Annotated in this window: 26 protein-coding genes; 13 read left to right on the forward strand and 13 right to left on the reverse strand. The window is 68.0% G+C overall.

The window, feature by feature from the left end; genetic code table 11:
* Positions 1-35 precede the first annotated feature (35 nt).
* A complete protein-coding gene (locus tag G6N46_RS24425) occupies positions 36-614 on the forward strand; it encodes a hypothetical protein (protein ID WP_138250422.1) in 579 nt (192 codons plus the stop codon).
* Positions 615-622: 8 nt separating this feature from the next.
* On the opposite strand, the gene G6N46_RS24430 is transcribed toward G6N46_RS24425, so the two are convergent.
* Genes G6N46_RS24430 through G6N46_RS24445 form a run of 4 tightly spaced genes read right to left on the reverse strand, consistent with a single transcriptional unit; the run spans position 623 to position 5,575 of the window.
* Entirely contained in the window at positions 623-1,471 is an 849-nt protein-coding gene (locus G6N46_RS24430; protein ID WP_138250421.1) for an LLM class F420-dependent oxidoreductase, read from the reverse strand.
* Between the two features lie 15 nt (positions 1,472-1,486).
* A complete protein-coding gene (locus G6N46_RS24435) occupies positions 1,487-2,317 on the reverse strand; it encodes an LLM class F420-dependent oxidoreductase (RefSeq protein ID WP_138250420.1) in 831 nt (276 codons plus the stop codon).
* A 57-nt stretch (positions 2,318-2,374) separates the two neighbouring features.
* Entirely contained in the window at positions 2,375-3,850 is a 1,476-nt protein-coding gene (locus tag G6N46_RS24440; RefSeq protein ID WP_138250419.1) for an ATP-binding protein, read from the reverse strand.
* A gap of 12 nt (positions 3,851-3,862) precedes the next feature.
* Positions 3,863-5,575, reverse strand: coding sequence for an NAD(P)/FAD-dependent oxidoreductase (locus tag G6N46_RS24445; RefSeq protein WP_163692993.1), 1,713 nt, complete (start codon positions 5,573-5,575; stop codon positions 3,863-3,865).
* Between the two features lie 265 nt (positions 5,576-5,840).
* On the opposite strand from G6N46_RS24445, the gene infA reads away from it, so the two are divergent.
* From infA to truA, 8 genes are all read left to right on the forward strand, one after another.
* A complete protein-coding gene (infA, locus tag G6N46_RS24450; RefSeq protein ID WP_003886926.1) occupies positions 5,841-6,062 on the forward strand; it encodes a translation initiation factor IF-1 in 222 nt (73 codons plus the stop codon).
* Between the two features lie 46 nt (positions 6,063-6,108).
* Positions 6,109-6,222, forward strand: a complete 114-nt coding sequence (gene rpmJ / locus G6N46_RS24455) for a 50S ribosomal protein L36 (protein WP_003879483.1) — start codon at positions 6,109-6,111, stop codon at positions 6,220-6,222.
* 155 nt (positions 6,223-6,377) lie between these two features.
* A complete protein-coding gene (gene rpsM, locus G6N46_RS24460; protein ID WP_020101460.1) occupies positions 6,378-6,752 on the forward strand; it encodes a 30S ribosomal protein S13 in 375 nt (124 codons plus the stop codon).
* A 5-nt stretch (positions 6,753-6,757) separates the two neighbouring features.
* Positions 6,758-7,177 (forward strand): 30S ribosomal protein S11, encoded by a 420-nt coding sequence (rpsK, locus tag G6N46_RS24465; RefSeq protein ID WP_138250418.1) that lies wholly within the window; start codon positions 6,758-6,760, stop codon positions 7,175-7,177.
* A 14-nt stretch (positions 7,178-7,191) separates the two neighbouring features.
* On the forward strand, positions 7,192-7,797 hold the full coding sequence (gene rpsD / locus G6N46_RS24470; protein ID WP_020101462.1) for a 30S ribosomal protein S4: 606 nt from the start codon (positions 7,192-7,194) through the stop codon (positions 7,795-7,797).
* An 84-nt stretch (positions 7,798-7,881) separates the two neighbouring features.
* A complete protein-coding gene (locus tag G6N46_RS24475; protein ID WP_020101463.1) occupies positions 7,882-8,934 on the forward strand; it encodes a DNA-directed RNA polymerase subunit alpha in 1,053 nt (350 codons plus the stop codon).
* Positions 8,935-8,996: 62 nt separating this feature from the next.
* Positions 8,997-9,548, forward strand: a complete 552-nt coding sequence (gene rplQ / locus G6N46_RS24480) for a 50S ribosomal protein L17 (protein WP_060998913.1) — start codon at positions 8,997-8,999, stop codon at positions 9,546-9,548.
* Complete coding sequence (gene truA / locus G6N46_RS24485) at positions 9,532-10,428, forward strand: tRNA pseudouridine(38-40) synthase TruA (protein ID WP_167526431.1); 897 nt, start codon at positions 9,532-9,534, stop codon at positions 10,426-10,428. Before rplQ ends, truA begins: the two co-directional genes overlap by 17 nt.
* 1 nt (position 10,429) lies before the next feature.
* On the opposite strand, the gene G6N46_RS24490 is transcribed toward truA, so the two are convergent.
* The 5 genes from G6N46_RS24490 to G6N46_RS24510 all read right to left on the reverse strand — a co-directional run bounded on the left by G6N46_RS24490 (position 10,430) and on the right by G6N46_RS24510 (position 14,279).
* Complete coding sequence (locus G6N46_RS24490) at positions 10,430-11,155, reverse strand: cutinase family protein (RefSeq protein WP_234880759.1); 726 nt, start codon at positions 11,153-11,155, stop codon at positions 10,430-10,432.
* A gap of 20 nt (positions 11,156-11,175) precedes the next feature.
* Positions 11,176-11,781, reverse strand: a complete 606-nt coding sequence (locus G6N46_RS24495) for a cutinase family protein (RefSeq protein WP_167526480.1) — start codon at positions 11,779-11,781, stop codon at positions 11,176-11,178.
* A gap of 114 nt (positions 11,782-11,895) precedes the next feature.
* Positions 11,896-12,507 (reverse strand): cutinase family protein, encoded by a 612-nt coding sequence (locus G6N46_RS24500; protein ID WP_064858394.1) that lies wholly within the window; start codon positions 12,505-12,507, stop codon positions 11,896-11,898.
* A 110-nt stretch (positions 12,508-12,617) separates the two neighbouring features.
* Entirely contained in the window at positions 12,618-13,286 is a 669-nt protein-coding gene (locus G6N46_RS24505; protein ID WP_061007232.1) for a cutinase family protein, read from the reverse strand.
* A gap of 15 nt (positions 13,287-13,301) precedes the next feature.
* The gene (locus G6N46_RS24510) at positions 13,302-14,279 is read right to left on the reverse strand and encodes an EamA family transporter (protein ID WP_234880771.1); all 978 of its coding nucleotides are present in this window, start codon (positions 14,277-14,279) and stop codon (positions 13,302-13,304) included.
* Between the two features lie 120 nt (positions 14,280-14,399).
* Here G6N46_RS24510 and G6N46_RS24515 point away from each other — a divergent pair, with 120 nt between their 5' ends.
* From G6N46_RS24515 to G6N46_RS24530, 4 genes are all read left to right on the forward strand, one after another.
* Positions 14,400-14,954, forward strand: coding sequence for a CGNR zinc finger domain-containing protein (locus tag G6N46_RS24515; RefSeq protein ID WP_020101471.1), 555 nt, complete (start codon positions 14,400-14,402; stop codon positions 14,952-14,954).
* Between the two features lie 114 nt (positions 14,955-15,068).
* Positions 15,069-16,586: a glycerol kinase GlpK gene (gene glpK, locus G6N46_RS24520; protein WP_138250416.1), complete on the forward strand. Its 1,518-nt coding sequence runs from the start codon at positions 15,069-15,071 to the stop codon at positions 16,584-16,586.
* A 115-nt stretch (positions 16,587-16,701) separates the two neighbouring features.
* Positions 16,702-18,051 (forward strand): type VII secretion protein EccB, encoded by a 1,350-nt coding sequence (gene eccB / locus G6N46_RS24525; RefSeq protein WP_138250415.1) that lies wholly within the window; start codon positions 16,702-16,704, stop codon positions 18,049-18,051.
* Positions 18,052-18,098: 47 nt separating this feature from the next.
* Positions 18,099-19,202 (forward strand): glutamate--cysteine ligase 2, encoded by a 1,104-nt coding sequence (locus G6N46_RS24530; protein ID WP_138250414.1) that lies wholly within the window; start codon positions 18,099-18,101, stop codon positions 19,200-19,202.
* 19 nt (positions 19,203-19,221) lie between these two features.
* Here the strand turns inward: G6N46_RS24530 and G6N46_RS24535 are convergent, their stop codons facing one another.
* The 4 genes from G6N46_RS24535 to eccD form a co-directional block, all read right to left on the reverse strand.
* Entirely contained in the window at positions 19,222-19,908 is a 687-nt protein-coding gene (locus tag G6N46_RS24535; RefSeq protein ID WP_234880758.1) for a DUF308 domain-containing protein, read from the reverse strand.
* Positions 19,909-19,955: 47 nt separating this feature from the next.
* Positions 19,956-20,561 carry a TetR/AcrR family transcriptional regulator gene (locus G6N46_RS24540; RefSeq protein ID WP_138250413.1) on the reverse strand — a complete coding sequence of 202 codons (606 nt, stop codon included), beginning with the start codon at positions 20,559-20,561 and terminating at the stop codon, positions 19,956-19,958.
* 87 nt (positions 20,562-20,648) lie between these two features.
* Positions 20,649-21,998, reverse strand: coding sequence for a type VII secretion-associated serine protease mycosin (gene mycP / locus G6N46_RS24545; RefSeq protein WP_138250412.1), 1,350 nt, complete (start codon positions 21,996-21,998; stop codon positions 20,649-20,651).
* Positions 21,950-23,218 carry a type VII secretion integral membrane protein EccD gene (gene eccD / locus G6N46_RS24550; protein ID WP_082934786.1) on the reverse strand — a complete coding sequence of 423 codons (1,269 nt, stop codon included), beginning with the start codon at positions 23,216-23,218 and terminating at the stop codon, positions 21,950-21,952. Before eccD ends, mycP begins: the two co-directional genes overlap by 49 nt.
* Positions 23,219-23,321: the final 103 nt, after the last annotated feature.

Raw genomic sequence — 23,321 nt, forward strand, 5'->3', positions numbered from 1 at the left:
CATCCGGGACCGCGAGAACGACACAGGAGCACGCCATGTCCACTGCCATGACCGCCACACTGCCGAACCTGGAGTACTCATCCGACCCGGCCAGTGGAAGCCTCCACGGGCTCCCGACGATGCCGTTCGCGGCGCTGGCCTGGTCGCTGGCCGAGTCGGGAGACGCCGAAGAACCTTTGGCGCCGAACCTGATTCCCGCCGCACCGCTCGCGTCGACGCGGCCACCGAAAAGCACACGGGGCGCGCTCGTCGCGGTGGTGTTCGGCGGGGTCACCGTCGCTGCCGCGCTCGGCGCGATCCTCCTCGGCGGCAGCGATGAGCCGTCGACTCCGCTGGCCGTCGTCGACCACACGCGGTCGACTCCGTACGTCGCGCCGGCCGCGGCCCCGATGGCGACCGCCAATCATGTGGCAGGTCCGGCACCGGCGCCGGTGGCCGGCGTGGTGAGCGCGCCCGTCGTCGTCCCGCCGAAGGCCGTCGTGCCGCCGCAGCCGGTTGCCGCGCCGCCCATCGCCGAGGCCCCGAAGCCGACGCAGCGCCGGCCGCACTGGGACTGGCTGCGCCGCATCTGGCAGCACCACGACCAGCAGGACGGTCAAGGCCAAAAGCGCTGAGCGCCAGGCTATCCGCGTAAGCCGAGCGGACCCGCCAGCGCCGTCAGCGTCGGCACCAGCTTGTCCCAGCCGCCCAGCACCTGGACGGTCACGTGATCGGCGCCGGCGTCGAGATGCTCGGTGAGCCGTGCGGCGATGGCATCGGGTGTGCCGTGCGCGACCACCGCGTCGATCAAGGCGTCACTACCCGGCTTGGCGATGTCGTCTTCGGAGAAGCCGAGCCGGCGCCAATTGTTCAGGTAGTTACTGAGATTCAGATAGAAGTCGACGGTCTGCCGGCCGATGGCCCGTGCCTCCGCGGTGGCCTCCGCCGATCCGTCGGTCAGCACCACCTTGTGCTCGGGTGCCAGGAACGCGTCCGGACCGATGAGCTTGCGCGCCTCGGCGGTGTGCTCGGGGGTGGTGAGGTACGGGTGCGCACCGGCGCTGCGATCGGCCGCCAGCCGCAACACCTTGGGACCGAGGGCCGCGACAACCCGGCGCGCGACCGGAACGCCCGCGGCGTCCAGCTCGTCCAGGTACTCGACGAGGACGTCGTAGGGCTTGCGGTATTCCTTGGTGTGCTCGGGGTGGCCGATGCCGACGCCCAGCACGAACCGTCCCGGGTAGGCCGCCTCGATCCGGTGGTACGACTCGGCGACCTGCCCGGCCGGGGCCGTCCACACGTTGACGATGCCGGTGGCCACCTGCAATTTCTCCGTCGCGGCCAGGATCGGCTCGACGAACGCCAGGTCGCCGGCGGGGGAGCCGCCCGGCCACACCGCGCCGTACCCCAACTTCTCGATCTCGGCGGCCTGCTCGGGCGTAGGGGCGCCGAACGTCCACACCCCGACGCGGCCCAGATCCAGCTTGCTCATGCGCGATCCCTCCAGTTACCGCTGGCCCAGCGGGCCGGCGAGTTCGGTCAGTGCGGGTACCAGTTTCTCGGGCGACGTCAGCACCTGAACCGGTACGTGGTCGGCGCCGGCGTCGAGGTGCTGCTTCAGTCGGGCGGCGATCGCGTCGACGGTGCCGTACGCCACCACGGCGTCGACGAGCTCGTCACTGCCAGGCTTGGCGACGTCAGAGTCAGTGAATCCCAACCGCTTCCAGCTGTTGAGGTAATTGTTCAGATTGAGGTAAATCTCCAGGGCCTGGCGCCCGACCGCGCGCGCCTTGTCCGCGTCGGTCGTCAGGATCGCCTTGTGTTCGGGCGCCAGGAACGCGTCCGGCCCGATCAACTCACGTGCTTGGGCGGTGTGCTCCGGCGTGGTCAGGTAGGGGTGGGCGCCGGCGCTGCGCCGGGCCGAGAGCTTGAGCACCTGCGGGCCGAGCGCGGCCACGACGCGGTGCTCCTTCGGCACGCCGTACTCGTCGAGTTTGTCGAGGTATTCGGTGAGGGCGTCGAGCGGCTTCTTGTATTCGGCGATGGCCTCGCGGTGACCGACGCCGATGCCCAGCAGGAAGCGGCCCGGATAGGCGCTGTCGATGCGGTGGAACGACTCGGCCACCGGTCCGGCGGCCGCCGTCCAGATGTTGACGATGCCGGTCGCGACCTTCAGCCGCTCCGTCGCGCCGAGCAGTGGCTCGACCCAGTCCAGTTCCGCGGTCGGGGATCCCCCGACCCAGATCGCGCCGTAGCCCAGCGCTTCGATTTCTGCTGCCTGTTGCGGCGTTGCGCCGCGCCCGAATACGCCGTACTGCCCAAGGTCTGGTTTGGTCACCTTTGCGGCAACTCTGGGGCGCGGGCGGCTATTCCGTTCGGCGCGCGGTGAGTTGAACTATCCCGCTGCCACGGCCGGGAACTCTTCCGGCGCCGGCGCGTGCACGGGCAACGTGACGATGAACGTGGTGTCGCCCGGTTTGGATTCGACGTAGATGTTGCCGTGGTGCTTCTCGCAGATGATGCGCCACGCCAGGTCGAGCCCCAGTCCGGTGCCCTCGCCGAAGGGCTTGGTCGTGAAGAACGGGGTGAAGATGCGCTCGATGACGTCGGGCGGAATGCCCGGGCCGTTGTCGTTGATCTCGATCCGGACGGTGTCGTCGCTGACGCGCTTGGTGCGGATCGTCAGCACGCCGCAGCCCTTCATGGCCTGCAGTGCGTTGTCGATGATGTTCGTCCATACCTGGTTCAGATCGGCTGGGTAGCACTGCAATTCGGGCAGTGCCGGGTCGTATTCCTTGACCACCTTGACGCACGTGGTGCCGTCCTTGCCGATGCGGTCACCGAACATCATCAGGGTGCTGCGCAACAACTCATGTACGTTGGCGTTCTGGTATGGGGCACGGTCCATCTGGGAGTACTGCTTGGCGCCGGCCAGCAGCGTCGCAATCCGTTTGCTCGCTTCGGAAATCTCACACATCAGCAGCTCGGTGTCGATGGTGTACTTCAGCCAGCCCAGCGCGCCCTGCAGCGTCGCGGACGCATCGGCGCATCCGAGCGACGACGAAATGCCTTCCAGCCAAGCAACATCCAGGCCGGCGTCGACGAACGTGGGGGCGTAGTCCCAGGCGGATGCGATGTCGTGGTCCTCGAGCCATTCGCCGATCGCGTCTTCGCGATCGGAGGCCTCGATGGCCGACAGCTCCTGCGTCCTGGCCTTGGCCACCTGCTCGGCGATGCCTTCCTGAATGCCGACCAGTACTCGCAGCGACTGCGGGCTGACCTGACCGTCGGCCAGCATGGCCAGCTTGTGCCGCATCTTGCCGATGCGGTCGTGCAGGTCGGCGACGGCGCGCGCGGTCGCGGCAGCCGGGTTGTTCAGCTGATGGGTCAGGCCGGCCGACAGCTGGCCCAGGGCGAGGAGCTTCTCGCGCTGGCCGACGATCTGCCGCCCGCGGCGGCCGCCGACCTTGTGGCCCTCCAGCAGGTGCACCGCCATCGGGAATTCCTTGCGCATGAAGTCGGCGTAGGCGTTGGCGTCCAGGACGAAGAACCGCGACGGCTTGGTCACCCGCACCGACGCCTCGTAGACCGGCTGCTCGTCGGGGATGTACGCGGACCAGGCGCCGCAGTACACGCCGCGCATCGAGGTGCGGTTGGTCTCGATGTCGATGCCGCCCGACTTCATCGACATCACCAGCTCGCCGTCGAGCATGACGTAGAAGCAGGTGGCCGGTTCGCCTTCGGTGCAGACCGGGCCGGGCTCGAACGTCGCGATGTGACCGTTGGCGCACAGCGTGTCCAGCTGCTCGTCGGTCAACGCCTCGAAAAGGAACAGCGTTTTCAGTTCACTTCGCGCGCACGTTTCGCCCATACCGGTCTCCTCCTACGTCTCGGCCAGATACCGGTGCACCAGCATTACTGCCATCGAGCCTTCGCCAACCGCGGCTGCGACCCGTTTGGCCGATTCAGCGCGGATATCTCCTGCAACAAACACACCGGGCACACTTGTTTCCAAGTGGCGCGGCGGCCGGTCCAGGTTCCAGCCGCAGACGTCCTTGAGATCCGGGCCGGTGAGGATGAAGCCGTGGTCGTCGCGGGCGATGCCGGCGTTCTCCAGCCACTGGGTGCGCGGGGTGGCACCGATGAAACAGCACAGGCGCGTGGACTCGACGTGCTCGCGCTCGCCGGTGGCGTTGTTGACGAGCCACAGCCCGGTCAGGTGCCCGTCCTCGCCGCAGGTGTCGACCACCTCGGTGCAGGTCCGGACGCTGATGTTCGGGGTGTTCTCGATCTGCTGGATCAGGTAGTAGGACATCGACGCCTCGAGCGACTTGCCGCGTACCAGCAGCGTCACCGACTTGGCCTGCTGCGACATGAACATCGCGGCCTGGCCGGCGGAGTTCGCGCCGCCGACGATGTAGACGTCCTCGCCCGCGCATTCGGAGGCCTGCGACACCGACGCACCGTAGAAGACGCCGTTGCCGATGTAGTTGGGTGCGGAGCTGTTTCCATCGGACTCGGGGTCCTCCCAGCACCCGGCGACCTGCAGATGCCGGTAGTCGACGCCGGTGGCCAGGATGACCGACCGTGCGGTGATGCTCCGGCCGTCGTCGAAGGTCAGCGTCTTACTGACCAGCGACGAGACATCCAGTTCGACGACCTCACGGGTGGTGATGACCTCGGCCGCGAAGCGCTCGGCCTGCCGCCGCGCCGAGGTGGTGAGCTCAGCGCCGGAGATTCCGGTCTCGAAGCCCAGGTAGTTCTCGATCCGCGAGCTGCGGCCCGCCTGTCCGCCGGTGGTGGTGCGCTCGATCAGCACCGTGCGCAGCCCCTCGGACGCGCCGTACACCGCGGCCGCCAGACCGGCCGGTCCGCCGCCGATGACGGCCAGGTCGTACATCTCCAGCGACGGGGTGGTGGCCAGGCCGAGCATCGCAGCCAGCTGGGCATCGGTCGGCTGGACCAGCGTCTCGCCCTGCTCGGAGATCACCACCGGCAGCTCCAGCCCGTCGAGGCCGGCGGCAGTCAGCAGCTGCTTGCCCTTGGGCTCGTCCGACGCGTATGCCCGGTAGTAGTGCTGGTTGCGGGCCAGGAACTGGCGGACCTCCCACGAGCGGGGATTCCACCGGTGGCCGATCACCTTGGTGTGCGGGACGGCGCGGTCGCCGACCTCGTGCCAGGCCTCCAGCAGGCCGTCGATGATCGGGTACAGCTTCTCCTCGGGCGGGTCCCAGGGCTTGAGCAGATAGTGGTCCAGGTCGACCAGGTTGATGGCGTTGATCGCGGCGTGGGTGTCCGCGTACGCGGTCAGCAGCACGCGGCGGGCCAGCGGAAACACGTCCATGGCCAGTTCCAGGAAGTCGATGCCGTTCATCTCCGGCATCTGGTAGTCGGCGATGAACATCGCCACGGTGTCGCCCCGTAGCTGCAGCTCGTTGATCGCTACCAGCGCGTCCTGTCCGGATTCGGCGCGTACGATCCGGTAGCGCTCGCCATAGTGTTTGCGCAGGTCGCGGGCGACGGCCCGGCACACTGCGGGATCGTCGTCCACGGTGAGAATCACCGGATTGCGAGCCGGGGAAGCGGGTCCAGTCATCGTTGTTCATTATGCGCCCTGACTTGCGAAGACGATGCGCCCGCCTAGGGTCTGCCGGGGTGCCTCGCGGATTTTGGTACCTGGGGTCCGAGCGGGTATCGTGGACCAACGGTGCAGCTTCTGCGCCGGCTCTTTGCGTGCTCTGTTTTGAAGTTCCCCGGAATTTCCTGGCATTAAGTCCACGTTCTTGTAGCCGGGGTGGGCTCTGCGCCGAGCACGGGCGTATGAGATACGAAACCGAAGAACCAGAGGATTACCAAAGAGTATGGCCAAGAAAGACGGCGCCATCGAGGTCGAGGGTCGCGTGATCGAGCCCCTGCCCAATGCGATGTTCCGCATTGAGCTGGAGAACGGTCACAAGGTGCTCGCCCACATCAGCGGCAAGATGCGGCAGCACTACATCCGCATCCTGCCGGAGGACCGTGTCGTAGTGGAACTCTCTCCGTACGACCTGTCCCGTGGCCGCATCGTGTACCGCTACAAGTAACGCCCGAGCACCACCAATTCAGAACCGAGAAAAGGATCGCTAAGTCGTGAAGGTGAACCCGAGCGTCAAGCCGATCTGCGACAAGTGCAGGGTGATCCGCCGCCACGGCCGGGTCATGGTGATCTGCTCTGACCCGCGGCACAAGCAGCGGCAGGGCTGAGCACCAGCTCAAGCAGCACCCAAAACTGAATGCAGACCTCCCAGTACCACTGAGGGCAGACGGCCCTCAACCACGTCCGGCACGGAGGCCGGACCCCGAAAAAGACGGGGAACGGACTGGGATCAGACCTCCGCAACGAAAAGGAACACTGCCTGATGGCACGCCTCATGGGCGTTGATCTCCCGCGTGACAAGCGCATGGAGATCGCGCTGACCTACATCTACGGCATCGGCCGTACCCGCAGCCAGGAAATCCTGTCTGCCACCGGCATCGACCGGGACCTGCGCACCAAGGACCTCACCGATGACCAGGTGACCCAGCTGCGCGACTACATCGAAGGCAACCTCAAGGTCGAGGGTGACCTGCGCCGCGAGGTGCAGGCCGACATCCGTCGCAAGATCGAGATCGGTTGCTACCAGGGCCTGCGCCACCGTCGTGGCCTGCCCGTGCGTGGCCAGCGCACCAAGACCAACGCGCGTACCCGCAAGGGCCCGAAGCGCACCATCGCCGGCAAGAAGAAGGCCAGGTAAGTCGAATGGCACCCACTAAAAAGGCAGGGCAAGCCTCCTCTAAGCGCGGCAAGCCCACTCGTCGCCGGGAAAAGAAGAACGTCCCGCACGGCGCCGCTCACATCAAGAGCACGTTCAACAACACCATCGTCTCGATCACCGATCCCCAGGGCAACGTCATCGCCTGGGCCTCGTCGGGTCACGTCGGCTTCAAGGGTTCGCGCAAGAGCACCCCGTTCGCCGCGCAGCTCGCCGCCGAGAACGCTGCCCGCAAGGCGCAGGAGCACGGTGTCAAGAAGGTCGACGTCTTCGTGAAGGGCCCGGGTTCGGGCCGCGAGACCGCGATCCGTTCGCTGCAGGCCGCCGGCCTCGAGGTTGGCGCGATTTCCGACGTCACCCCGCAGCCGCACAACGGCTGCCGTCCGCCCAAGCGGCGCCGGGTCTAGGGAGGATTTGAAAAATGGCTCGTTATACCGGACCCGCCACCCGCAAGTCGCGCCGCCTCGGCGTCGACCTCGTCGGTGACGATCAGTCGTTCGAAAAGCGCCCCTACCCGCCCGGCCAGCACGGCCGCGCGCGGATCAAGGAGAGCGAATACCGCACCCAGCTGCAGGAGAAGCAGAAGGCTCGCTTCACCTACGGCGTCATGGAGAAGCAGTTCCGCAAGTACTACGAGGAAGCCAACCGCAAGGCTGGCAAGACCGGTGAGAACCTGCTGCAGATCCTCGAAAGCCGTCTGGACAACGTCGTGTACCGCGCCGGCCTGGCCCGTACCCGCCGCATGGCCCGTCAGCTGGTCAGCCACGGTCACTTCACCGTCAACGGTGTCAAGGTGAACATCCCGAGCTACCGGGTGTCGCAGTACGACATCATCGACATCAAGCCGAAGTCGCTGAACACCCTGCCGTTCCAGATCGCTCGCGAGGTCGCCGGTGACCGTCCGGTCCCGTCGTGGCTGCAGGTCGTCGGCGAGCGTCAGCGCATCCTCGTGCACCAGCTGCCCGAGCGCGCCCAGATCGTCGTGCCGCTCACCGAGCAGCTGATCGTAGAGTTCTACTCGAAGTAATTCGAGTCCTGGTGGCCCGCCCAATCCCGGGCGGGCACCAACCAACCGGCATCAAATAGCGGGTGCCGAGAAGGAGATAGAAAAATGCTGATCTCTCAGCGACCCACCCTGTCCGAGGACGTGCTGGCCGAGAACCGGTCGCGGTTCACCATCGAGCCGCTGGAGCCGGGCTTCGGTTACACCCTCGGCAACTCGCTGCGGCGCACGCTGCTGTCGTCCATCCCGGGCGCAGCGGTCACCAGCATCCGGATCGACGGTGTCCTGCACGAGTTCACCACCGTCCCCGGGGTCAAGGAAGACGTCACCGACATCATCCTGAACCTCAAGGGCCTGGTCGTCTCCTCGGAAGAGGACGAGCCGGTCACCATGTACCTGCGCAAGCAGGGCCCGGGTGCCGTCACGGCCGGTGACATCGTGCCCCCGGCCGGTGTGACGGTCCACAACCCGGACATGCACATCGCCACCCTGAACGACAAGGGCAAGCTGGAGGTCGAGCTCGTCGTCGAGCGCGGCCGCGGTTACGTCCCGGCCGTGCAGAACAAGGCTTCGGGTGCCGAGATCGGCCGTATCCCGGTCGACTCGATCTACTCGCCGGTGCTGAAGGTCACCTACAAGGTGGAGGCCACCCGCGTCGAGCAGCGCACCGACTTCGACAAGCTGATCCTGGATGTCGAGACCAAGAACTCGATCGCCCCGCGCGACGCCCTGGCTTCGGCCGGCAAGACGCTGGTCGAGCTGTTCGGTCTGGCCCGTGAGCTCAATGTCGAGGCCGAAGGCATCGAGATCGGCCCGTCGCCGGCCGAGGCAGACCACATCGCCTCGTTCGCGCTGCCGATCGACGACCTGGAGCTGACCGTGCGGTCGTACAACTGCCTCAAGCGCGAGGGTGTGCACACCGTCGGCGAGCTGGTCTCGCGTACCGAGTCGGACCTGCTGGACATCCGTAACTTCGGCCAGAAGTCCATCGACGAGGTCAAGATCAAGCTGCACCAGCTGGGTCTGTCGCTCAAGGACAGCCCCGCCACGTTCGACCCGTCGCAGGTCGCCGGCTACGACGTGGCCACCGGCACCTGGAACAGCGATGCCAGCTATGACCTGGACGCCGACCAGGACTACGCCGAAACCGAACAGCTCTAAAGAAGAGATTCCGTCCCGGCCCTACCTGATACGGGGGCCGGCCCCAATTAGGAGAAGTTGCAATGCCCAAACCCACTAAGGGTGCTCGCCTCGGCGGGTCGTCGTCACACCAGGCCGCGATCCTGGCCAACCTGGCCACCTCGCTGTTCGAGCACGGCCGCATCAAGACCACTGATGCCAAGGCCCGGGCGTTGCGTCCGTACGCCGAGAAGCTCATCACCCACGCCAAGAAGGGCGCGCTGCACAACCGGCGCGAGGTGATGAAGAAGATCCGCGACAAGGACGTGGTGCACACCCTGTTCGCCGAGATCGCACCGCATTTCGCGGACCGCGAGGGCGGCTACACCCGCATCATCAAGGTCGAGAACCGCAAGGGCGACAACGCCCCCATGGCCGTGATCGAGCTGGTTCGGGAGAAGACCGTCGTCTCCGAGGCCGACCGCGCCCGTCGTGCGGCCGCCGCTCAGGCGAAGGCTGCCGAGGCCGAGGCTCCCGCTGAGGAAGCCGCCGTCGAGGCTCCGGTTGCCGAGGTCGAAGCTGCCGACGAGGGCATCGCCGAGGCTCAGACCGCTGAGGCCGAGGCTGAGGCGACCGAGGATGAGGCCAAGTCCTGATCACGCTGTGAACGACGTGCCCGCCATCGAATCCGATGGCGGGCACGTCCGTTTACGGCTGGATATCTCTTACGACGGAACAGAATTCGCCGGGTGGGCACCGCAGGCCGGGCAGCGCACCGTCGCGGGTGTCATCGAGGAGACGCTGTCGACGGTGTTCCGGGAGCCGGTGCGCCTGGTCACCGCAGGCCGGACCGACACCGGCGTGCATGCCACCGGGCAGGTTGCGCATGTCGATGTGCCTTCCGCCGCACTGAGATTCGTCTATCCGCGCACGCCCCGCCCCGGCGATCCGGAGTTCCTGCCGCTGGTGCGCCGGCTCGCGCGCTTCCTGCCTGCCGATGTGCGGGTACGCCAGATCATGCGGGCCGCACCGGGATTCGATGCCCGGTTCTCCGCGTTGCGGCGGCATTACGAGTACCGGTTGTCGTTGGCGCCGTACGGTGTCGAGCCGCAACAGGCCCGCTTCATCACGCCGTGGTCGCGGCCTCTGGACCTGGAGGCGATGACGGCCGCATCGCGGGAGTTGTTGGGGCTGCAGGATTTTGCCGCGTTCTGCCGATTCCGGGAGGGTGCGACGACCATCCGGGATCTGCAGCGGCTCGACTGGCAGCGCTCGGGTGATCTGGTCACCGCCCACGTGACGGCCGATGCCTTCTGCTGGAACATGGTGCGGTCGCTGGTCGGCGCGTTGCTCGCCGTGGGGGAGGGCCGTCGCGAACCCGGTTGGATCGCAGGCCTTTTGGCGGCCGACAGCCGGTCCAGCGAGTACGCCGCCGCCCCGGCGCGGGGCCTGACACTCGTCTCGGTCGACTACCCGCCCGACGATCAGCTGGCGTCGCGGATCGCCGTCACCCGGGATTTACGTACGCTCGACTAGCTCACGGGGCCGGCGGTGGCGGCGGGGCCAAGCGGGCGGCGACGAAGTCGGCGGCCTGATCGACCATGCCGGATCCGATGTAGCCGTCCTGCAGGTGGTTCTGCCAGTCGCCCTGCAGCTGGGTGATGGTTTGCGGAAGTCCGGCCATGCACACGGGATCGGCGCCGTTGCACTGGTCGATGGTGCGATCCAGGTATGCCGGGCCGATGTTGGAGCCGCCCATGCGGTGGGTGACGTTGCCGAACAGTGCGACGGCCGCGATGTGGGTGTCCATCCCGGGCGGCAGCGGCCGGTTGAACCCGAATCCCTTGCCGTCCGAGGACAATGCCACGGCCGCCGACGCCGCACCCAGCGAGTAACCGCCGATGATCAACCGGGTGTCGGGGCAACGTCCTGCCATGTCTTGAATGCGCGAGCTGATGTCGTTGGCGCCCTGGGCGATTTCGACGTTGGCGGGGTAGTTCACCGCGTAGACCCCGACGTTCAGCGGTGTCTTGGCGCGCAGCGCATCGACGAATGCGCCTCCCACCCGGCCGACGCCCGGTCGCTCATTGCGGCCGCGGGCGAAGATCACCTCCGCCTGCGGGCACGGGTCCGCCGCTGCGACGCCGATGACAGCTGCAGGGGCCACGGCCGTCGCGGCCACCAGGCCGGTGGCAACCGACGCTGCCGCGCCGGCCAGGGCGACGGCAGCCCGGACGGACGTCATGACGGAGCGGGGGGTCATGGCTGGAGTCTAGCGGCGCGTCACAGACGCGCCGCCACGAACTTCGCGGCCTGGGTCACCATGCCGGACTTGATGTAGCCCGGCGCGAGGTGATCCTGCCATTCGGAACGCCACTTGTAGGGGCTGCTCGGGTTGCAGACCGGGTCGTCGGAATGGCAGAGATCGATGGTCCGATTCTGATACGTCGGGCTCAGCGCGGTGATGGGCAGGGCCCAGTTGGCGCCATTTCCGAAGAGTGCGACGGCCGCGATGTGCTGATCGGCGCCGCGGGGCAGGGGGCTGTTGAAGGTGAAGGCCGAAATCGGTACCGCGATAACCAGATCGGTGGCGGCGGCGCCCAATGAGTAACCGCCGAGCACGATCTTGGTCGCCGGGCAGTTACGGGCGAGCCATTGCACGCGCCGGCTCATGTCGTTGGCGCCCACGTCGACCTGGGTGTCAGCGGGGTAATTCACCGGGTACAGACCGATATTCGGGCCGCGGAGCCGACGCAGCGCGGTGACGAAGGCGGCGCCGACCTGTCCGGGACCGGGCGGCTCCATCCGGCCGCGCGCGAACACGACCTCGGCGGGCGCACATGTGGCAGCGGCGTTGGCCACCCCAATGTCCGTCAGTAGCACGGACATTGGGATGGTGCCGACAGTCAGAATGGTGATCAGCACACACAGCGTCCGGCGGCCAATCACAAATCCGATGGTATCCCGACGAATTGACGGTCTCGTCGAGAAAAGATGCCAGCCTTACAACAATCCGGCGACGAAATTGGCCGCTTCGTTGGTCGGGCCACCCGCATAGCTCTTGTGCGCCGGCACGCTCTGACCGTCGGTCTGGCAGATCGGATCACCCGCGTTGCACAGATCGATGACCTTGCCGCCCCATACCGGGCTCGCCGTCAGAGGCAGGCCCAGCTTGGCGGACGGGTTGCCGAACACCGCGATCGCCGCGACGTGGCCGGCGGCCTCGGGCGGCAGCGGGTTGTTGAAGCCGATGCCCGGAACCGGGATGGCGCCGATGACGTCCATCACCGCGGCGCCCTGCGAGTAGCCGCCGAGCACCTGCCGGGTGCCCGGGCAGTTCTCGGCCATCCACTGGATGTGGGCGCTGGCGTCGTTGGCGCCGTCAGCGGCGGCCAGGAAGTCGTATGACGCCGGGTAGACGACGGCGTAGGCGCCCACCGAGCGGCCGCCGACCTTGTTGCGCAGCTGGTTGACGAACGCGCCGCCGACGCGGCCCAGGCCCGGATCTTCGGACGTGCCGCGGGCGAACGTCACCTCGATGTCGGGGCAGTTGGCCGCGGCGGCGGTGCCGATGGCACCCAGGGACGGTGGCGTCAGCACAGTGATGCCGGCCATGACGACGGTGGTTGCGGTGCCGGCGAAGGCCCGGCGCAGAGCACTGATGATCACACCGAATCCTAACCGCGACTCCCGATGTGCTCCCGCGACAGCCGGTCCGCCGCCGGTCAGACGCGGGATGCGATGAACTGCGCGGCCTGCCCGATGTACTCGGACGACTCATAGCGCGAGTGCGCGAACGGGTTTCGGCCACGCGAGCAGATCGGGTCGCCCCACAGGCACAGGTCCACCGAGCGGTTCGAGAACAGGCCGATGGAGTCCAGCGGATGGCTGAACTTGGCCGACGGGTTACCGAATACGGCGGCAGCCGCGACCCGGTTCGCGAGTTCGGTGGGCAGCGGAGGTGCCGAGCCGACATCGCCGATCCGGTCACCGAGCGGCGGAACGCCGGCCAGCATGTCGACCACCGCGGCGCCCTGCGAGTAGCCACCGAGCACGATCTTGGTGCTGGGGCACTGCTGCGCCATGGTCGCGATGCGGTTCTGCGCGTCCGTCGCGCCGTCCTGCGCGGTGAGGAAGTCATAGGACGCCGGGTACTCGACGGCGTAGCCGGTGACGGTGCGGTTGCCGACCAGAGGCTGCAGCGCGTCGACCAGTACCGAGCCCACGCGGCCCATGCCGGGGTCGTCGTGCGTGCCGCGGGCGAAGATCACCTCGATGTTCGGGCAGGCGTCTGCCTGGGCGGGCGCCGACGGCAGCAGTGCGGTTCCGGAGATGACGGCGGCGGCGATTGCGGCCACTCGGACCGACGTGCTGAGCAAGGTCACGCGGGCCATCTTCACATATGGGGCTCAGCTACGGCCAATTGTTTGCCCTGCTGGCAAACCCTCCGGACTGTCGGGCCAGTCGTCGTGCCAGGTGGCTTCGCCGCGGTCGCCCTGCCGGGCAAGTGCCAGGCCGGCCAGCACCACCGCGCCGCCCAGCAATTGGATTCCGGTGATGGCCTCACCCAGCAGCGCCCAGGCCGACAGCACGGCGAACATCACCTCGGAGAGTCCGACCAGCGAGGCGAACCGGGGCTGCAGCCGGGAGATGCCCATGATGCCGAACGTGTAGGCCATCGCCGTCGGCACGATGGCCAGCGCGATCACGGGTACCAGCCAGGACGTCGTCACGCCTGCCAGCGTGGTGTCGTGGCGGGTGAAGGCGAGGGGCATGACGCCGGAGAGGCCCAGCAGCGCCACCGTCGCGGCGCCGACCAGCAGGCCGCCGGTGGCCAGGGTGATGGAGTGCAGGCCGGTGCCGTCGGCGCTGGCCTTGTCGGACATGACGAAGTAGCAGGCGGCGCAGACGGCCGCGCCCATGCCCCAACCGATCCCGGCGAGGCTGATCTGGGCGCCGGTGTGGCTGCCGGGCCCGACCAGGCCGAGCACCAGCGTGATGCCGGCGATGGCGATCGCGACACCGGCGAGCGTGAGCGTGCTGGGGCGGCGCCGGGTCGTGGCCCACACCCAGCCGACCACCAGCAGGGGCGCGGCGTACTCGAGCAGCAGTGCCACGCCGACCGGCAGATAGGTGACGGCATTGAAGTAGCACAGCTGGGCGCCCGCGATCGGGATGGCGCCGTAGGCGACGACCGTCGCTTTGTGGCTCAGCGCTTCGCGTACCCAGCCGCGGCGCAGGATCGTCGCGACCACGGCCATGACCAGCGCGCCGCCGGTCAGCCGGGCGACCACCGCGGCGGTGGGGCTCCAGCCCGCCTCGATCAGGGACTTGCCCAGGGCACCGGCCATCCCGAAGGTGAAGGCGGATGCGACGGCAAAGATCATGCCGGTCCGGAAGTGGCCGGCCGCGGTGCCGTTCGACGCAGTCACGGGCCACCTCCGATGATGTAATGAGTGAAGTTGGGATTGGTCATGACGCTACGGAGGGCGGGTGTAACGAGTCAAATGAATTTCAGTCATGACACGGAGCTCACGCTGCGCGCGGCGTGCGTGTTGATCAACAGCGACCGGGTCGACGGCGACCAGCTGGCCGACCTGGCGGCCCTCGACGGGTATCTGAACGACTTCGGCTGGACGGGCCGGCGCGACCGGGACACCGCGGAGCTGGCCGCGGTGCAGGCCCTGCGCGAACGGCTCGGGTTGCTGTGGGCCGCGGCGGACGACGAGGAGGCGGTGGTCGGCCAGGTCAACGCCCTGCTCAGTGACACCCGCGCCAACCCCTGGCTGACGCGACACCCCGAGATGCCGGAATGGCACCTGCACCTGGCGGCCGACCAGGACCCGCTCGCCCAGCGCATGGGCGCCGAGATGGCGATGGCCCTGGCCGACCTGATCCGCGCCGGTGAACTGCGCCGGCTCAAGACGTGTGCGGCGTCGGACTGCACCGCGGTGCTGATCGACATGTCGCGCAACCGATCCCGCATCTTCTGCGACACCGGGAACTGCGGGAACCGCCAGCACGTCGCGGCGTACCGCGAACGCCGCGCCCGCGAGAACTGACATTCGGCGTCCGACGCGCCCGCGCCGGTTGCCGCAATGCATCGCGTGACAGGCCCGCGTCTCCTACCGTGATGTCCGACAGCGGATGCAGCGTTTGAGCGGAAGGACGGGCCATTGGCCGAATTCGTGGCGGCCATCGACCAGGGCACCACCAGCACCCGGGCGATGATCTTCGATCACTCAGGTCGCGAGGTCGGACGCCACCAGCTCGAGCACGAGCAGATCCTGCCGCGGGCCGGGTGGGTCGAGCACAATCCCGTCGAGATCTGGGAGCGCACCGGCTCGGTGCTGCAGACCGCGCTGAACAAGACCCGGCTGTCGGCGTCCGATCTGGTCGCGCTCGGTATCACCAACCAGCGTGAGACGACCATGGTGTGGAACAAGCACACCGGGCGCCCGTACTACCACGCGATCGTGTGGCAGGACACCCGCACCGACCGCATCGCCTCGGCCCTGGAACGCGACGGCCACGGCGACGTCATCCGCCGCAAGGCCGGCCTGCCGCCGGCGACCTACTTCTCCGGCGGCAAGATCCAGTGGATCCTCGAGAACGTCGACGGCGTGCGGGAAGCCGCCGAACGCGGTGACGCGATCTTCGGAACGTGCGACACCTGGGTGCTGTGGAACCTGACCGGCGGCACGCGCGGCGGCGTGCACGTCACCGACGTCACCAACGCCAGCCGCACCATGCTGATGAACCTCGAGACCCTCGACTGGGACGACGAACTGTTGTCGTTCTTCGGGATTCCACGCCAGATGCTGCCGACCATCGCGTCGTCGTCGGTGTCGGAGCCCTACGGGCTGACGGCGGCCGACGGCCCGCTCGATGCGCCGGTGCCCGTCACCGGCATCCTCGGCGACCAGCAGGCCGCCATGGTCGGGCAGGTGTGTCTGTCGGCGGGCGAGGCCAAGAACACCTATGGCACAGGCAATTTCTTGCTGCTCAACACCGGTGAGAAGATCGTGCGCTCCGAGCACGGGCTGCTGACGACGGTGTGCTATCGGTTCGGTGACGCGAAACCCGTTTACGCCCTTGAGGGTTCGATCGCCGTCACCGGATCGGCCGTGCAGTGGCTGCGGGACCAGTTGGGCATCATCGCGGGGGCCTCCGACAGTGAGACGCTCGCCCGCCAGGTCGAGGACAACGGCGGCGTCTACTTCGTGCCGGCGTTCTCGGGACTCTTTGCGCCGTACTGGCGTTCGGACGCGCGCGGCGCGATCGTCGGCCTGTCGCGGTTCAACACCAACGCCCACATCGCCCGGGCCACACTCGAAGCCATCTGCTACCAGAGCCGCGACGTCGTCGACGCCATGGCCGCGGACTCCGGCGTCCACCTCGAGGTACTCAAGGTCGACGGCGGCATCACCGCCAACGAACTGTGCATGCAGATCCAGGCCGACGTGCTGGGCGTCGAAGTGGTGAAACCCGTTGTTGCCGAGACCACTGCGCTCGGCGCGGCCTACGCCGCGGGGCTGGGGGTCGGCTTCTGGTCGAACCCCGACGAGCTGCGCGCCAACTGGCAGGAGCACAAGCGCTGGGCGCCGTCGTGGGACGACGGCCAGCGCTCCGCCGGGTACGCCGGCTGGCAGAAGGCCGTCGGCCGCACCCTCGACTGGGTCGACGTCTCCTAGGGATTTGTGCACGATTTTCCGCGGTTGGCGCGGAAAATCGTGCACAAATCCCTGGCGAGAATTGGTGTCGGGGCATGCGTCTGCCCGCGGTTAGGCTGCTAGCCGGGGGATGGACATGGCTCGGGGGCAGGGCGCGCAACTGGAGGCCAGCGGTCGGCGTTTTGAGACGCGGCGGCTGATCCATGCGCTGGTGCGTGGTGACGCCGCGATGGTCGACGAACCGGTTCGTGCGCAATCGATTTCGTACGCGTCAGGATGGCTCGCCGGACTACTGGCGGTGGCGCTCTGCGCGGTGGTCGCGATCGCGTCGCCCACGGGCAGGCTGGGGGACGCGCCCATCGTCATGGTCCGGGACACCGGCGCGCTGTACGTGCGAATCGGTTCGACGTGGCATCCCGCGCTGAATCTCGCATCGGCCCGGCTCGTCGCCAGGTCCGCGGTCAACCCGGTCGCGGTCGACGCGGCGGCCATCGCGGGTGCGCCGCGAGGTCCTCTCGTCGGAATCCCCGGTGCACCAGCCGGATTGGGCCGGCCGCTCTCGGCGGCGTCGTGGCAGGTGTGTGACAGCGGGCGGACCACACTGATCGCCGGCGCGGACGCCGTCGGGCCTGATGGCGGGCGACCGATCCTGGCGACGGCAGCGGGGGAGCACCTGTCCACCACCTATCTGCTGTACGGGGGCAAGCGCGCGGCGGTGGACCTGCGGGACCTCGCGGTCGTCAGGGCACTGCGGCTCGACGGCGTCAGACCCCGGCCGGTGTCGCGGTCCTTTCTCGACCTGCTGCCCGAACTTCCCGCGATCACCGCGCCGCCGATCCCGGCCCTCGGCGGGACAGGGCCGGGCGGTTTCATCGTCGGGCAGGTGCTGCGGGTGAACCGCGCCGACGCCCCGGAACATCACGTGGTCCTCAACGGTGGTCTGCAGCGCGTCGGCGACGTGGCGGCCGACGTCATCCGCTTCACCCACGGCGTGACCGACGGTGACCTCCGCAGCGTGGCGCCCACTGCCATCGCCGCCATTCCGGCTGTCCATGACCTTGCCGTGTCGACGTTTCCGGATCGGGCGAACCCGCCCCTGCCGAGCGAGGCCCCGGTCTGCGCCCGTTGGCGATCGGACGACGGCCACGCCGAAACCGTTGTCGTGCAGGGTAAACCGGCGGCGGGAACGGTGCCGCTGGCGCAAGACGACGGCGACGGTCCGAACATCGACGCCGTGGCGATCCCGCCGGGCCGATACGCCTATGTGCACGCCACCGGGGTCGCCGGTGGCTCGGTGACCGGCCCGCTGTACCTGGTGTCCGACAGCGGCGTCCGGTACGGCATTCACGACGCCGACACGGCGAAATACGTTGGTGTGGAGGGTGCTCCGCTGCCCGCGCCCTGGCCGCTACTGGCCCGGTTGCCCGGTGGGCCTGAATTGAGTGTGGCGGCGGCGGAGGTGCTGCGCGACGGCCTGTCGCCATAGCGACCCAGCGGGTTTGCTCTGGTGGCCTCTGGGGCATTCCAGGTGCCATGACAGACCTGCCGACTTTCGGGGTGGAGGAAGAATTTCTCCTCGTCGATCACCGCGACGGTGCGCCCTCTCCGCGCAATCAGGCGGTCGCGGAGTACGCGGCTGCCCGCGGTGTCGACCTCCAGCTCGAGTTGACCAGGTGCCAGGTCGAGACCACGACCGCCGTAATGAGTAGCAGCGACGATCTGCGTGCGGAACTGACTCGGCTGCGCCGCGTCGCCACCGAGTCGGCCGAGGCACAGCGGGCGCGGCTGTTGGCCGTCGCGCTACCGCCGACCGTGCCGCACGCGTTCCCGGTGACGACTACCGAGCGTTACGGCCGCATCGCCGACCGCTTCGGCATGATCGCTCATGAGCAGGGCATCTCTGGATGTCACGTGCACGTCGCGGTGCCCAGCCGGGCGGCGGCCGTCGACGTCAGCAACCGGCTCCGGCCGTACCTGCACCTGCTCCTTGCGCTGAGCGCGAATTCGGCGATCTACCGCAGCGCCGACAGCGGCTACGCCAGCTTCCGCGGCGTGTTGTGGACTCGCTGGCCGAGCGCGGGGCCCCCGCCGTACTTCGACTCGGTCGAGAGCTATGACGCCGTGACCGATGCCCTGACGCGGGCCGGCGCCGTGCTCGACGACGGCATGCTCTATTGGGATGTGCGGCCGTCGGCCAATTTCCCGACCGTCGAGGTACGGGTGGCCGACGTGCCGGCAACAGTGGCCGAGACGGTGCTCCTGGCCACGCTCATCCGCGCCGCGGTGATGATGGCGCTGGACGGGAAAGAGCGTGGGGAACCCGTTCCACGCCTTGATGATTGGACACTGCGCGCCGCGCACTGGAAGGCGGCGCGTGACGGCCTCGACGGCGAGGCGATCGACCTGGCGGGCGACTGTTCGATGGCGCCGGCCCGGGTCCTGCTGGCCGGATTCATCGAGCACCTCCGTCCGGTGCTCGAAGCGCTGGGCGACTATGAGATGGCGCGCAACGAGTTGGCGCGCATCGCGGAGCAGGGCAACGGGGCCATGCGGCAATGCCGGGCCTGGCGAGGCCGCAAAGAGGTCGCCGATGTGATCGACGAACTGGCCACGGCCACGACGACTTTCGACGGCTAGTGCCCGTGACCGGCGGCGCCTACTGCCCGGAGGCGAGCGTCTCGGTGCGCGCGTCACCATCGTGCGGGACACCTATTGCCTTGGTGCGCTTGGCCTTCACCGTCAGCCAGACCGCTGAGATCAGAAAGTAGATCGCGCCCATCGCGGCATATCCGGCAAGGGTCTTGACCGATCCGGTGGTCGGCGTGTGAGCCTGGGTGATGAACAGACCGCCGACAAGCGCCGACTGGCCGCCGCTGAGGACCATTGCCCACTGCGCGCCGATTTTCCAGCGTCGAATGGCGGTGATGAGTTGCAGCAACCCGGCAAGGGTGGCCCACGCGCCGAAGACTGCGAGTACCCATGTCGTATCCGCGAACAGGGCGTAGGCAGCCACGACGGTGACGATCAGACTGACCGCAACGTTGATCAACTGGCTCCGGTTTTGCGTCAGTCCACCGCTTCGCGTGCCATCCCAGAAATTGGCCGCGGCGTCCCACAGCGGATAGAGGATGAGCCACCCGGCAGCCAGCGGCCGGCTGTGCTGCGCGAGCGTCAGCGCGACAGCTACCCAGGCGAAGGAGACGGCTGCGCGAACGAAGTAGTAGACCTTCAACCACTGCTCACGGTCGGTCTCGGACGGGCTGGCTTGGTGGATTGACATGATGGGTTTCCTCTCAATGATTTCGATCGCCGCGACGAATCGGTTTCGGCGGGTGCGCCGCATTGCTCACTTCGACGACTTGTTCGTCATTGGTGCTGCCGCCGTGGTGTTCACGCAGTTGCCGTCGGAGTGGAGCCCATCGCGTCGAGTCGGTTGACCAGAGGGGTTACGACGGTGGCGAACGTTGCGGCATCGCCGTAGGCGCGGGCGGACAACATCGCCCCGTGCACGGTGGCCATGAACATCTCGGCGTCGACACCGGGACTTGTCTCGATCCGAATCAGTTGCTGCTCGGCGCCCCGTTCCAGAACCGACGTCAGCCACGCCGACAGTGCGCGAAAGTGAGCGGTCACCTCGTCGGCGACTTGCTCTGGGAGCGAAGGTAGTTCGGCGGCCAGGAGAGCGCAGACGCAAAATGGATGACTCGCGTCCGCGATGCAGGCGCGCCAGTAATCGACGTAGCTACGCAGCATGCCGACGGGATCGCCGACGTGGCGTTCTATCTCGGCGATCCCGGCGAGGGCCTCCTGCCGGTAACGGCTCACCAGCGTCCGGACCAGATCGGCTTTGGTGGGGAAGTGGTGGTGAATGCTCGGCTTGCGTATGCCGATTTCGTTTGCGATGTCGGCGTAGCTGAATCCGTTGTAACCGCCGGCGATTATGAGTCTTTCTGCGTGAGTAAGGATTTCGTCTGCTGTCGACGGAGCTTGTGCCACGCGAGTCAGCCTACCTACTAGTAGGTAGGGGAGTCAAGGTGGCGGCGGGCGGATGCCAGCTTGGGCACTCAAACGATTTTCGGTCGCCTATCTCGGTGACCGGCGCCGCCCGGTCGCGGCGACAGCGGCCACCGCGATGCAGATTGCGGTGCCGAGGAAGGCGATGCGCCGCGACGGTCGATGATCGGAACCGGACGCCGGCGCGGTCTGCGCAGTCGACACCCGCGCCGGGGCGGGTGTCGGCACACCGCCGCTGACCGCGGCCAACGGGTCGACCACGCCACGGCCGATCTGGGGGTTCCAGCCGTCGGCCGGATGGCGCGCGGTGTCTTCGATGCGGGCCATCACCTGGCGGGCCGACAATTGTGGCAGTCGCGAACGTACCAGTGCGACAACACCGCTGACGAGGGGTGCGGCGTAGCTGGTTCCGGACAGCGGGCGTCCGTCCGGCCGGCTGTCGACCAGCCCGTCGCCCTGCGCGCTGAGCGAGACGACCGACTCGCCGGGCGCGGCGACGTCGACCCAGGGTCCGGCCAGACTGAATGGTGAAGGCGTACCGTTCGGGCTGACTGACCCGACGGTGAGCACGTAGTCGTCGTACCAGGCCGGGCTGACCACGGTGTGCACGGTGTCCCAGTCCGGTGTGCCCGGGCGCTTGGGATCGGACGACGGATTCTGCCCCGTGCACTCGCCGCTGGCGTTGCCCGCCGCCGCGACCACCACGACATTGCGGACATCGACCGCATAAGCCAGGGCGGCGCCCAACGACCGGTCGTCGAGCGGGTCCGCGGCGGGCATGCAGGCGACCGACGAGATGTTGATGACAGTGGCGCCCGCGTCGGCGGCCGAGCGCACCGCACGGGCGAGCGTCTCGACATCACCCACCCCTGATATCTCATGATCGTCGGTCAGCCGGAACTTGTTGCTGGACTGTCGAATCGCCAGGATCGTGGCGTCGGGTGCCGCACCGCTGAAGGTCCCGTTGTCCGGGGCAACGGCGCCGATCAGTCCGGCGATCGCCGTACCGTGGCCGTCGCAGTCCTGCGTACCGTCCCCGGACGAGACGTAGTCACCGCCGGCGACCAGGCGGGGGAGCAGTCGGTGCCGGGCCACGCCGGTGTCGATCACTGCCACCAGCTGTCCGCTGCCGCGGGAAAGCGGCCACACCGCAGCAAGATTGAGCATGTCGGGTTGGTCTGCGGGACGGGCATCAGCCGGCTTCGCCGTCGCACACCGGTCCGATTGTTCGGTCCTACCGGGCGGCGCCGGGGCCGCGGGTCCGGGAAGTTGGCTGTGATCAACCGGTTTCGGCGCGATGGCATGTGCGCACGGAGCGGCCGACGCGATGGTGATCGTCAAGGCGACAGCGATGACCCGTCGCAGGGCGCTCACAGGCCACGCGCCAGGCGGAAAACATCTGCGGTCCAGAGTGCGCATGCCGGCACGGCGACCAGTGCCACGTATTCGAGATGTACAAAGCCTCGGCCCACCGTGGCACTCACCCGTCCGATCCGCTGAGCGCCCAGCACCACCGCGATGACGCCGCCGCCGAGCCAGGCGGCCCAGCCGGGGAATGCCATCGCGGTGACGACCAAAGCCGCAGTGGTACAGACCATTCCCGCGACCATGACCGCCCACCGCCGTGCCGGATGCCGATAGGACGGTGCCCGCAGCGCAATCGCGGCCGTCGCCACCCAGATGAACACCACCGTCGAGGTCCGGGACTCATGGACGGCGCCCATTGCAACCACGACGGCGCCGGCCGCCGCGGCAGCGGCCGCGCCCACGACCATCGCCGTGAGCACCCGCTGCGCCAGCTCGATCCGTTGCGGATCGCCGTCGGTGACCGTCGCCGAGCGCGGCGTGAGTCCCGCGACGGTGACAGCGCACCGCGGCGCGGCCGACAGCACCACAAATGCCGCCACGGTGGTGGCCACCCCGGTACTGGCCAGCGCCACCGACCACGTGCTCGCCGCAACGGTCGCCACCATTGTCGGCATCGTAAAGGCCACGGCCGCAACGGATACGGGAAGCACACCGATCCGTAGCAGAACGAGGGCCACCGCGAACGCCGTCGCCGATCCGAGCAGGACGTTGGGCGCCGCCGGGCCACCCGGTACGGCCGAGAAACCCGCCGCGAAAGCGAGCACGACGGCGGCGGCCGGCCACGCCGCCCGGCCGGACCGCCATGACATCGCCACTGCAGCCAGCGCACCACCGCAACCGACAGTGGCTGCCGTGAAGTGGTCGCCGCGCGCAGCAGACCAGAGCAGTAGCACGGACGCGGCGGTCACCGCCCACAGACAGAGCACGGGCCCGACCAGATGGCCGGTGGCATCGCGAGGCGCCTGGTCGGCGGCCATGGTCGCCGTGTGCCTCCGGAGCGTGCCGAACTCCGGCACCGTGCTTCGCCGCAGCTCCAGGATGTCACCGTCGTGAACTCCGTTTTGCCGCAACGATAATGACCCGTCGATCGGATCCCCGGCAGCCCGGCTCAGGTGCCAACTCACGCCTTCCGGCGCGCGCGCATGTGCCAGCGCCACGATGTCAGGGAGCAACGCGTCCACCGCGGCGCCCGCAGGCAGCACCAGATCGGTGGTGTCGCTGGTGCGTTCACTGTCGGTCCGTACGGATAGCCGACACACTGCTTCAGACATCGCGCCCCCCGGATCGACATGCCGATCTCACCGTAACCGCGAATCGGGTCCCTACCCGACACGAAAATCGATGGAACCGAACGGTGTCGGGGTACGTCTGATA

The organism is Mycolicibacterium phocaicum, assembly GCF_010731115.1.
Classification (GTDB): domain Bacteria; phylum Actinomycetota; class Actinomycetes; order Mycobacteriales; family Mycobacteriaceae; genus Mycobacterium; species Mycobacterium phocaicum.

Coding starts and splice junctions, on each gene's coding strand:
- G6N46_RS24530 (WP_138250414.1), top strand. CDS start 18,099: ATGACAGACCTGCCGACTTTCGGGGTGGAGGAAGAATTTCTCCTCGTC.
- rpsD (WP_020101462.1), top strand. CDS start 7,192: ATGGCTCGTTATACCGGACCCGCCACCCGCAAGTCGCGCCGCCTCGGC.
- infA (WP_003886926.1), top strand. CDS start 5,841: ATGGCCAAGAAAGACGGCGCCATCGAGGTCGAGGGTCGCGTGATCGAG.
- eccB (WP_138250415.1), top strand. CDS start 16,702: ATGGCTCGGGGGCAGGGCGCGCAACTGGAGGCCAGCGGTCGGCGTTTT.
- G6N46_RS24425 (WP_138250422.1), top strand. CDS start 36: ATGTCCACTGCCATGACCGCCACACTGCCGAACCTGGAGTACTCATCC.
- G6N46_RS24535 (WP_234880758.1), bottom strand. CDS start 19,908: ATGCGGCGCACCCGCCGAAACCGATTCGTCGCGGCGATCGAAATCATT.
- rpsK (WP_138250418.1), top strand. CDS start 6,758: ATGGCACCCACTAAAAAGGCAGGGCAAGCCTCCTCTAAGCGCGGCAAG.
- G6N46_RS24445 (WP_163692993.1), bottom strand. CDS start 5,575: ATGACTGGACCCGCTTCCCCGGCTCGCAATCCGGTGATTCTCACCGTG.
- mycP (WP_138250412.1), bottom strand. CDS start 21,998: ATGCGCACTCTGGACCGCAGATGTTTTCCGCCTGGCGCGTGGCCTGTG.
- eccD (WP_082934786.1), bottom strand. CDS start 23,218: ATGTCTGAAGCAGTGTGTCGGCTATCCGTACGGACCGACAGTGAACGC.
- G6N46_RS24505 (WP_061007232.1), bottom strand. CDS start 13,286: ATGGCCCGCGTGACCTTGCTCAGCACGTCGGTCCGAGTGGCCGCAATC.
- G6N46_RS24440 (WP_138250419.1), bottom strand. CDS start 3,850: ATGGGCGAAACGTGCGCGCGAAGTGAACTGAAAACGCTGTTCCTTTTC.
- G6N46_RS24430 (WP_138250421.1), bottom strand. CDS start 1,471: ATGAGCAAGCTGGATCTGGGCCGCGTCGGGGTGTGGACGTTCGGCGCC.
- G6N46_RS24500 (WP_064858394.1), bottom strand. CDS start 12,507: ATGGCCGGCATCACTGTGCTGACGCCACCGTCCCTGGGTGCCATCGGC.
- rpsM (WP_020101460.1), top strand. CDS start 6,378: ATGGCACGCCTCATGGGCGTTGATCTCCCGCGTGACAAGCGCATGGAG.
- rplQ (WP_060998913.1), top strand. CDS start 8,997: ATGCCCAAACCCACTAAGGGTGCTCGCCTCGGCGGGTCGTCGTCACAC.
- G6N46_RS24515 (WP_020101471.1), top strand. CDS start 14,400: ATGAATTTCAGTCATGACACGGAGCTCACGCTGCGCGCGGCGTGCGTG.
- G6N46_RS24510 (WP_234880771.1), bottom strand. CDS start 14,279: ATGATCTTTGCCGTCGCATCCGCCTTCACCTTCGGGATGGCCGGTGCC.
- G6N46_RS24475 (WP_020101463.1), top strand. CDS start 7,882: ATGCTGATCTCTCAGCGACCCACCCTGTCCGAGGACGTGCTGGCCGAG.
- G6N46_RS24495 (WP_167526480.1), bottom strand. CDS start 11,781: ATGTCCGTGCTACTGACGGACATTGGGGTGGCCAACGCCGCTGCCACA.
- G6N46_RS24490 (WP_234880759.1), bottom strand. CDS start 11,155: ATGACCCCCCGCTCCGTCATGACGTCCGTCCGGGCTGCCGTCGCCCTG.
- truA (WP_167526431.1), top strand. CDS start 9,532: ATGAGGCCAAGTCCTGATCACGCTGTGAACGACGTGCCCGCCATCGAA.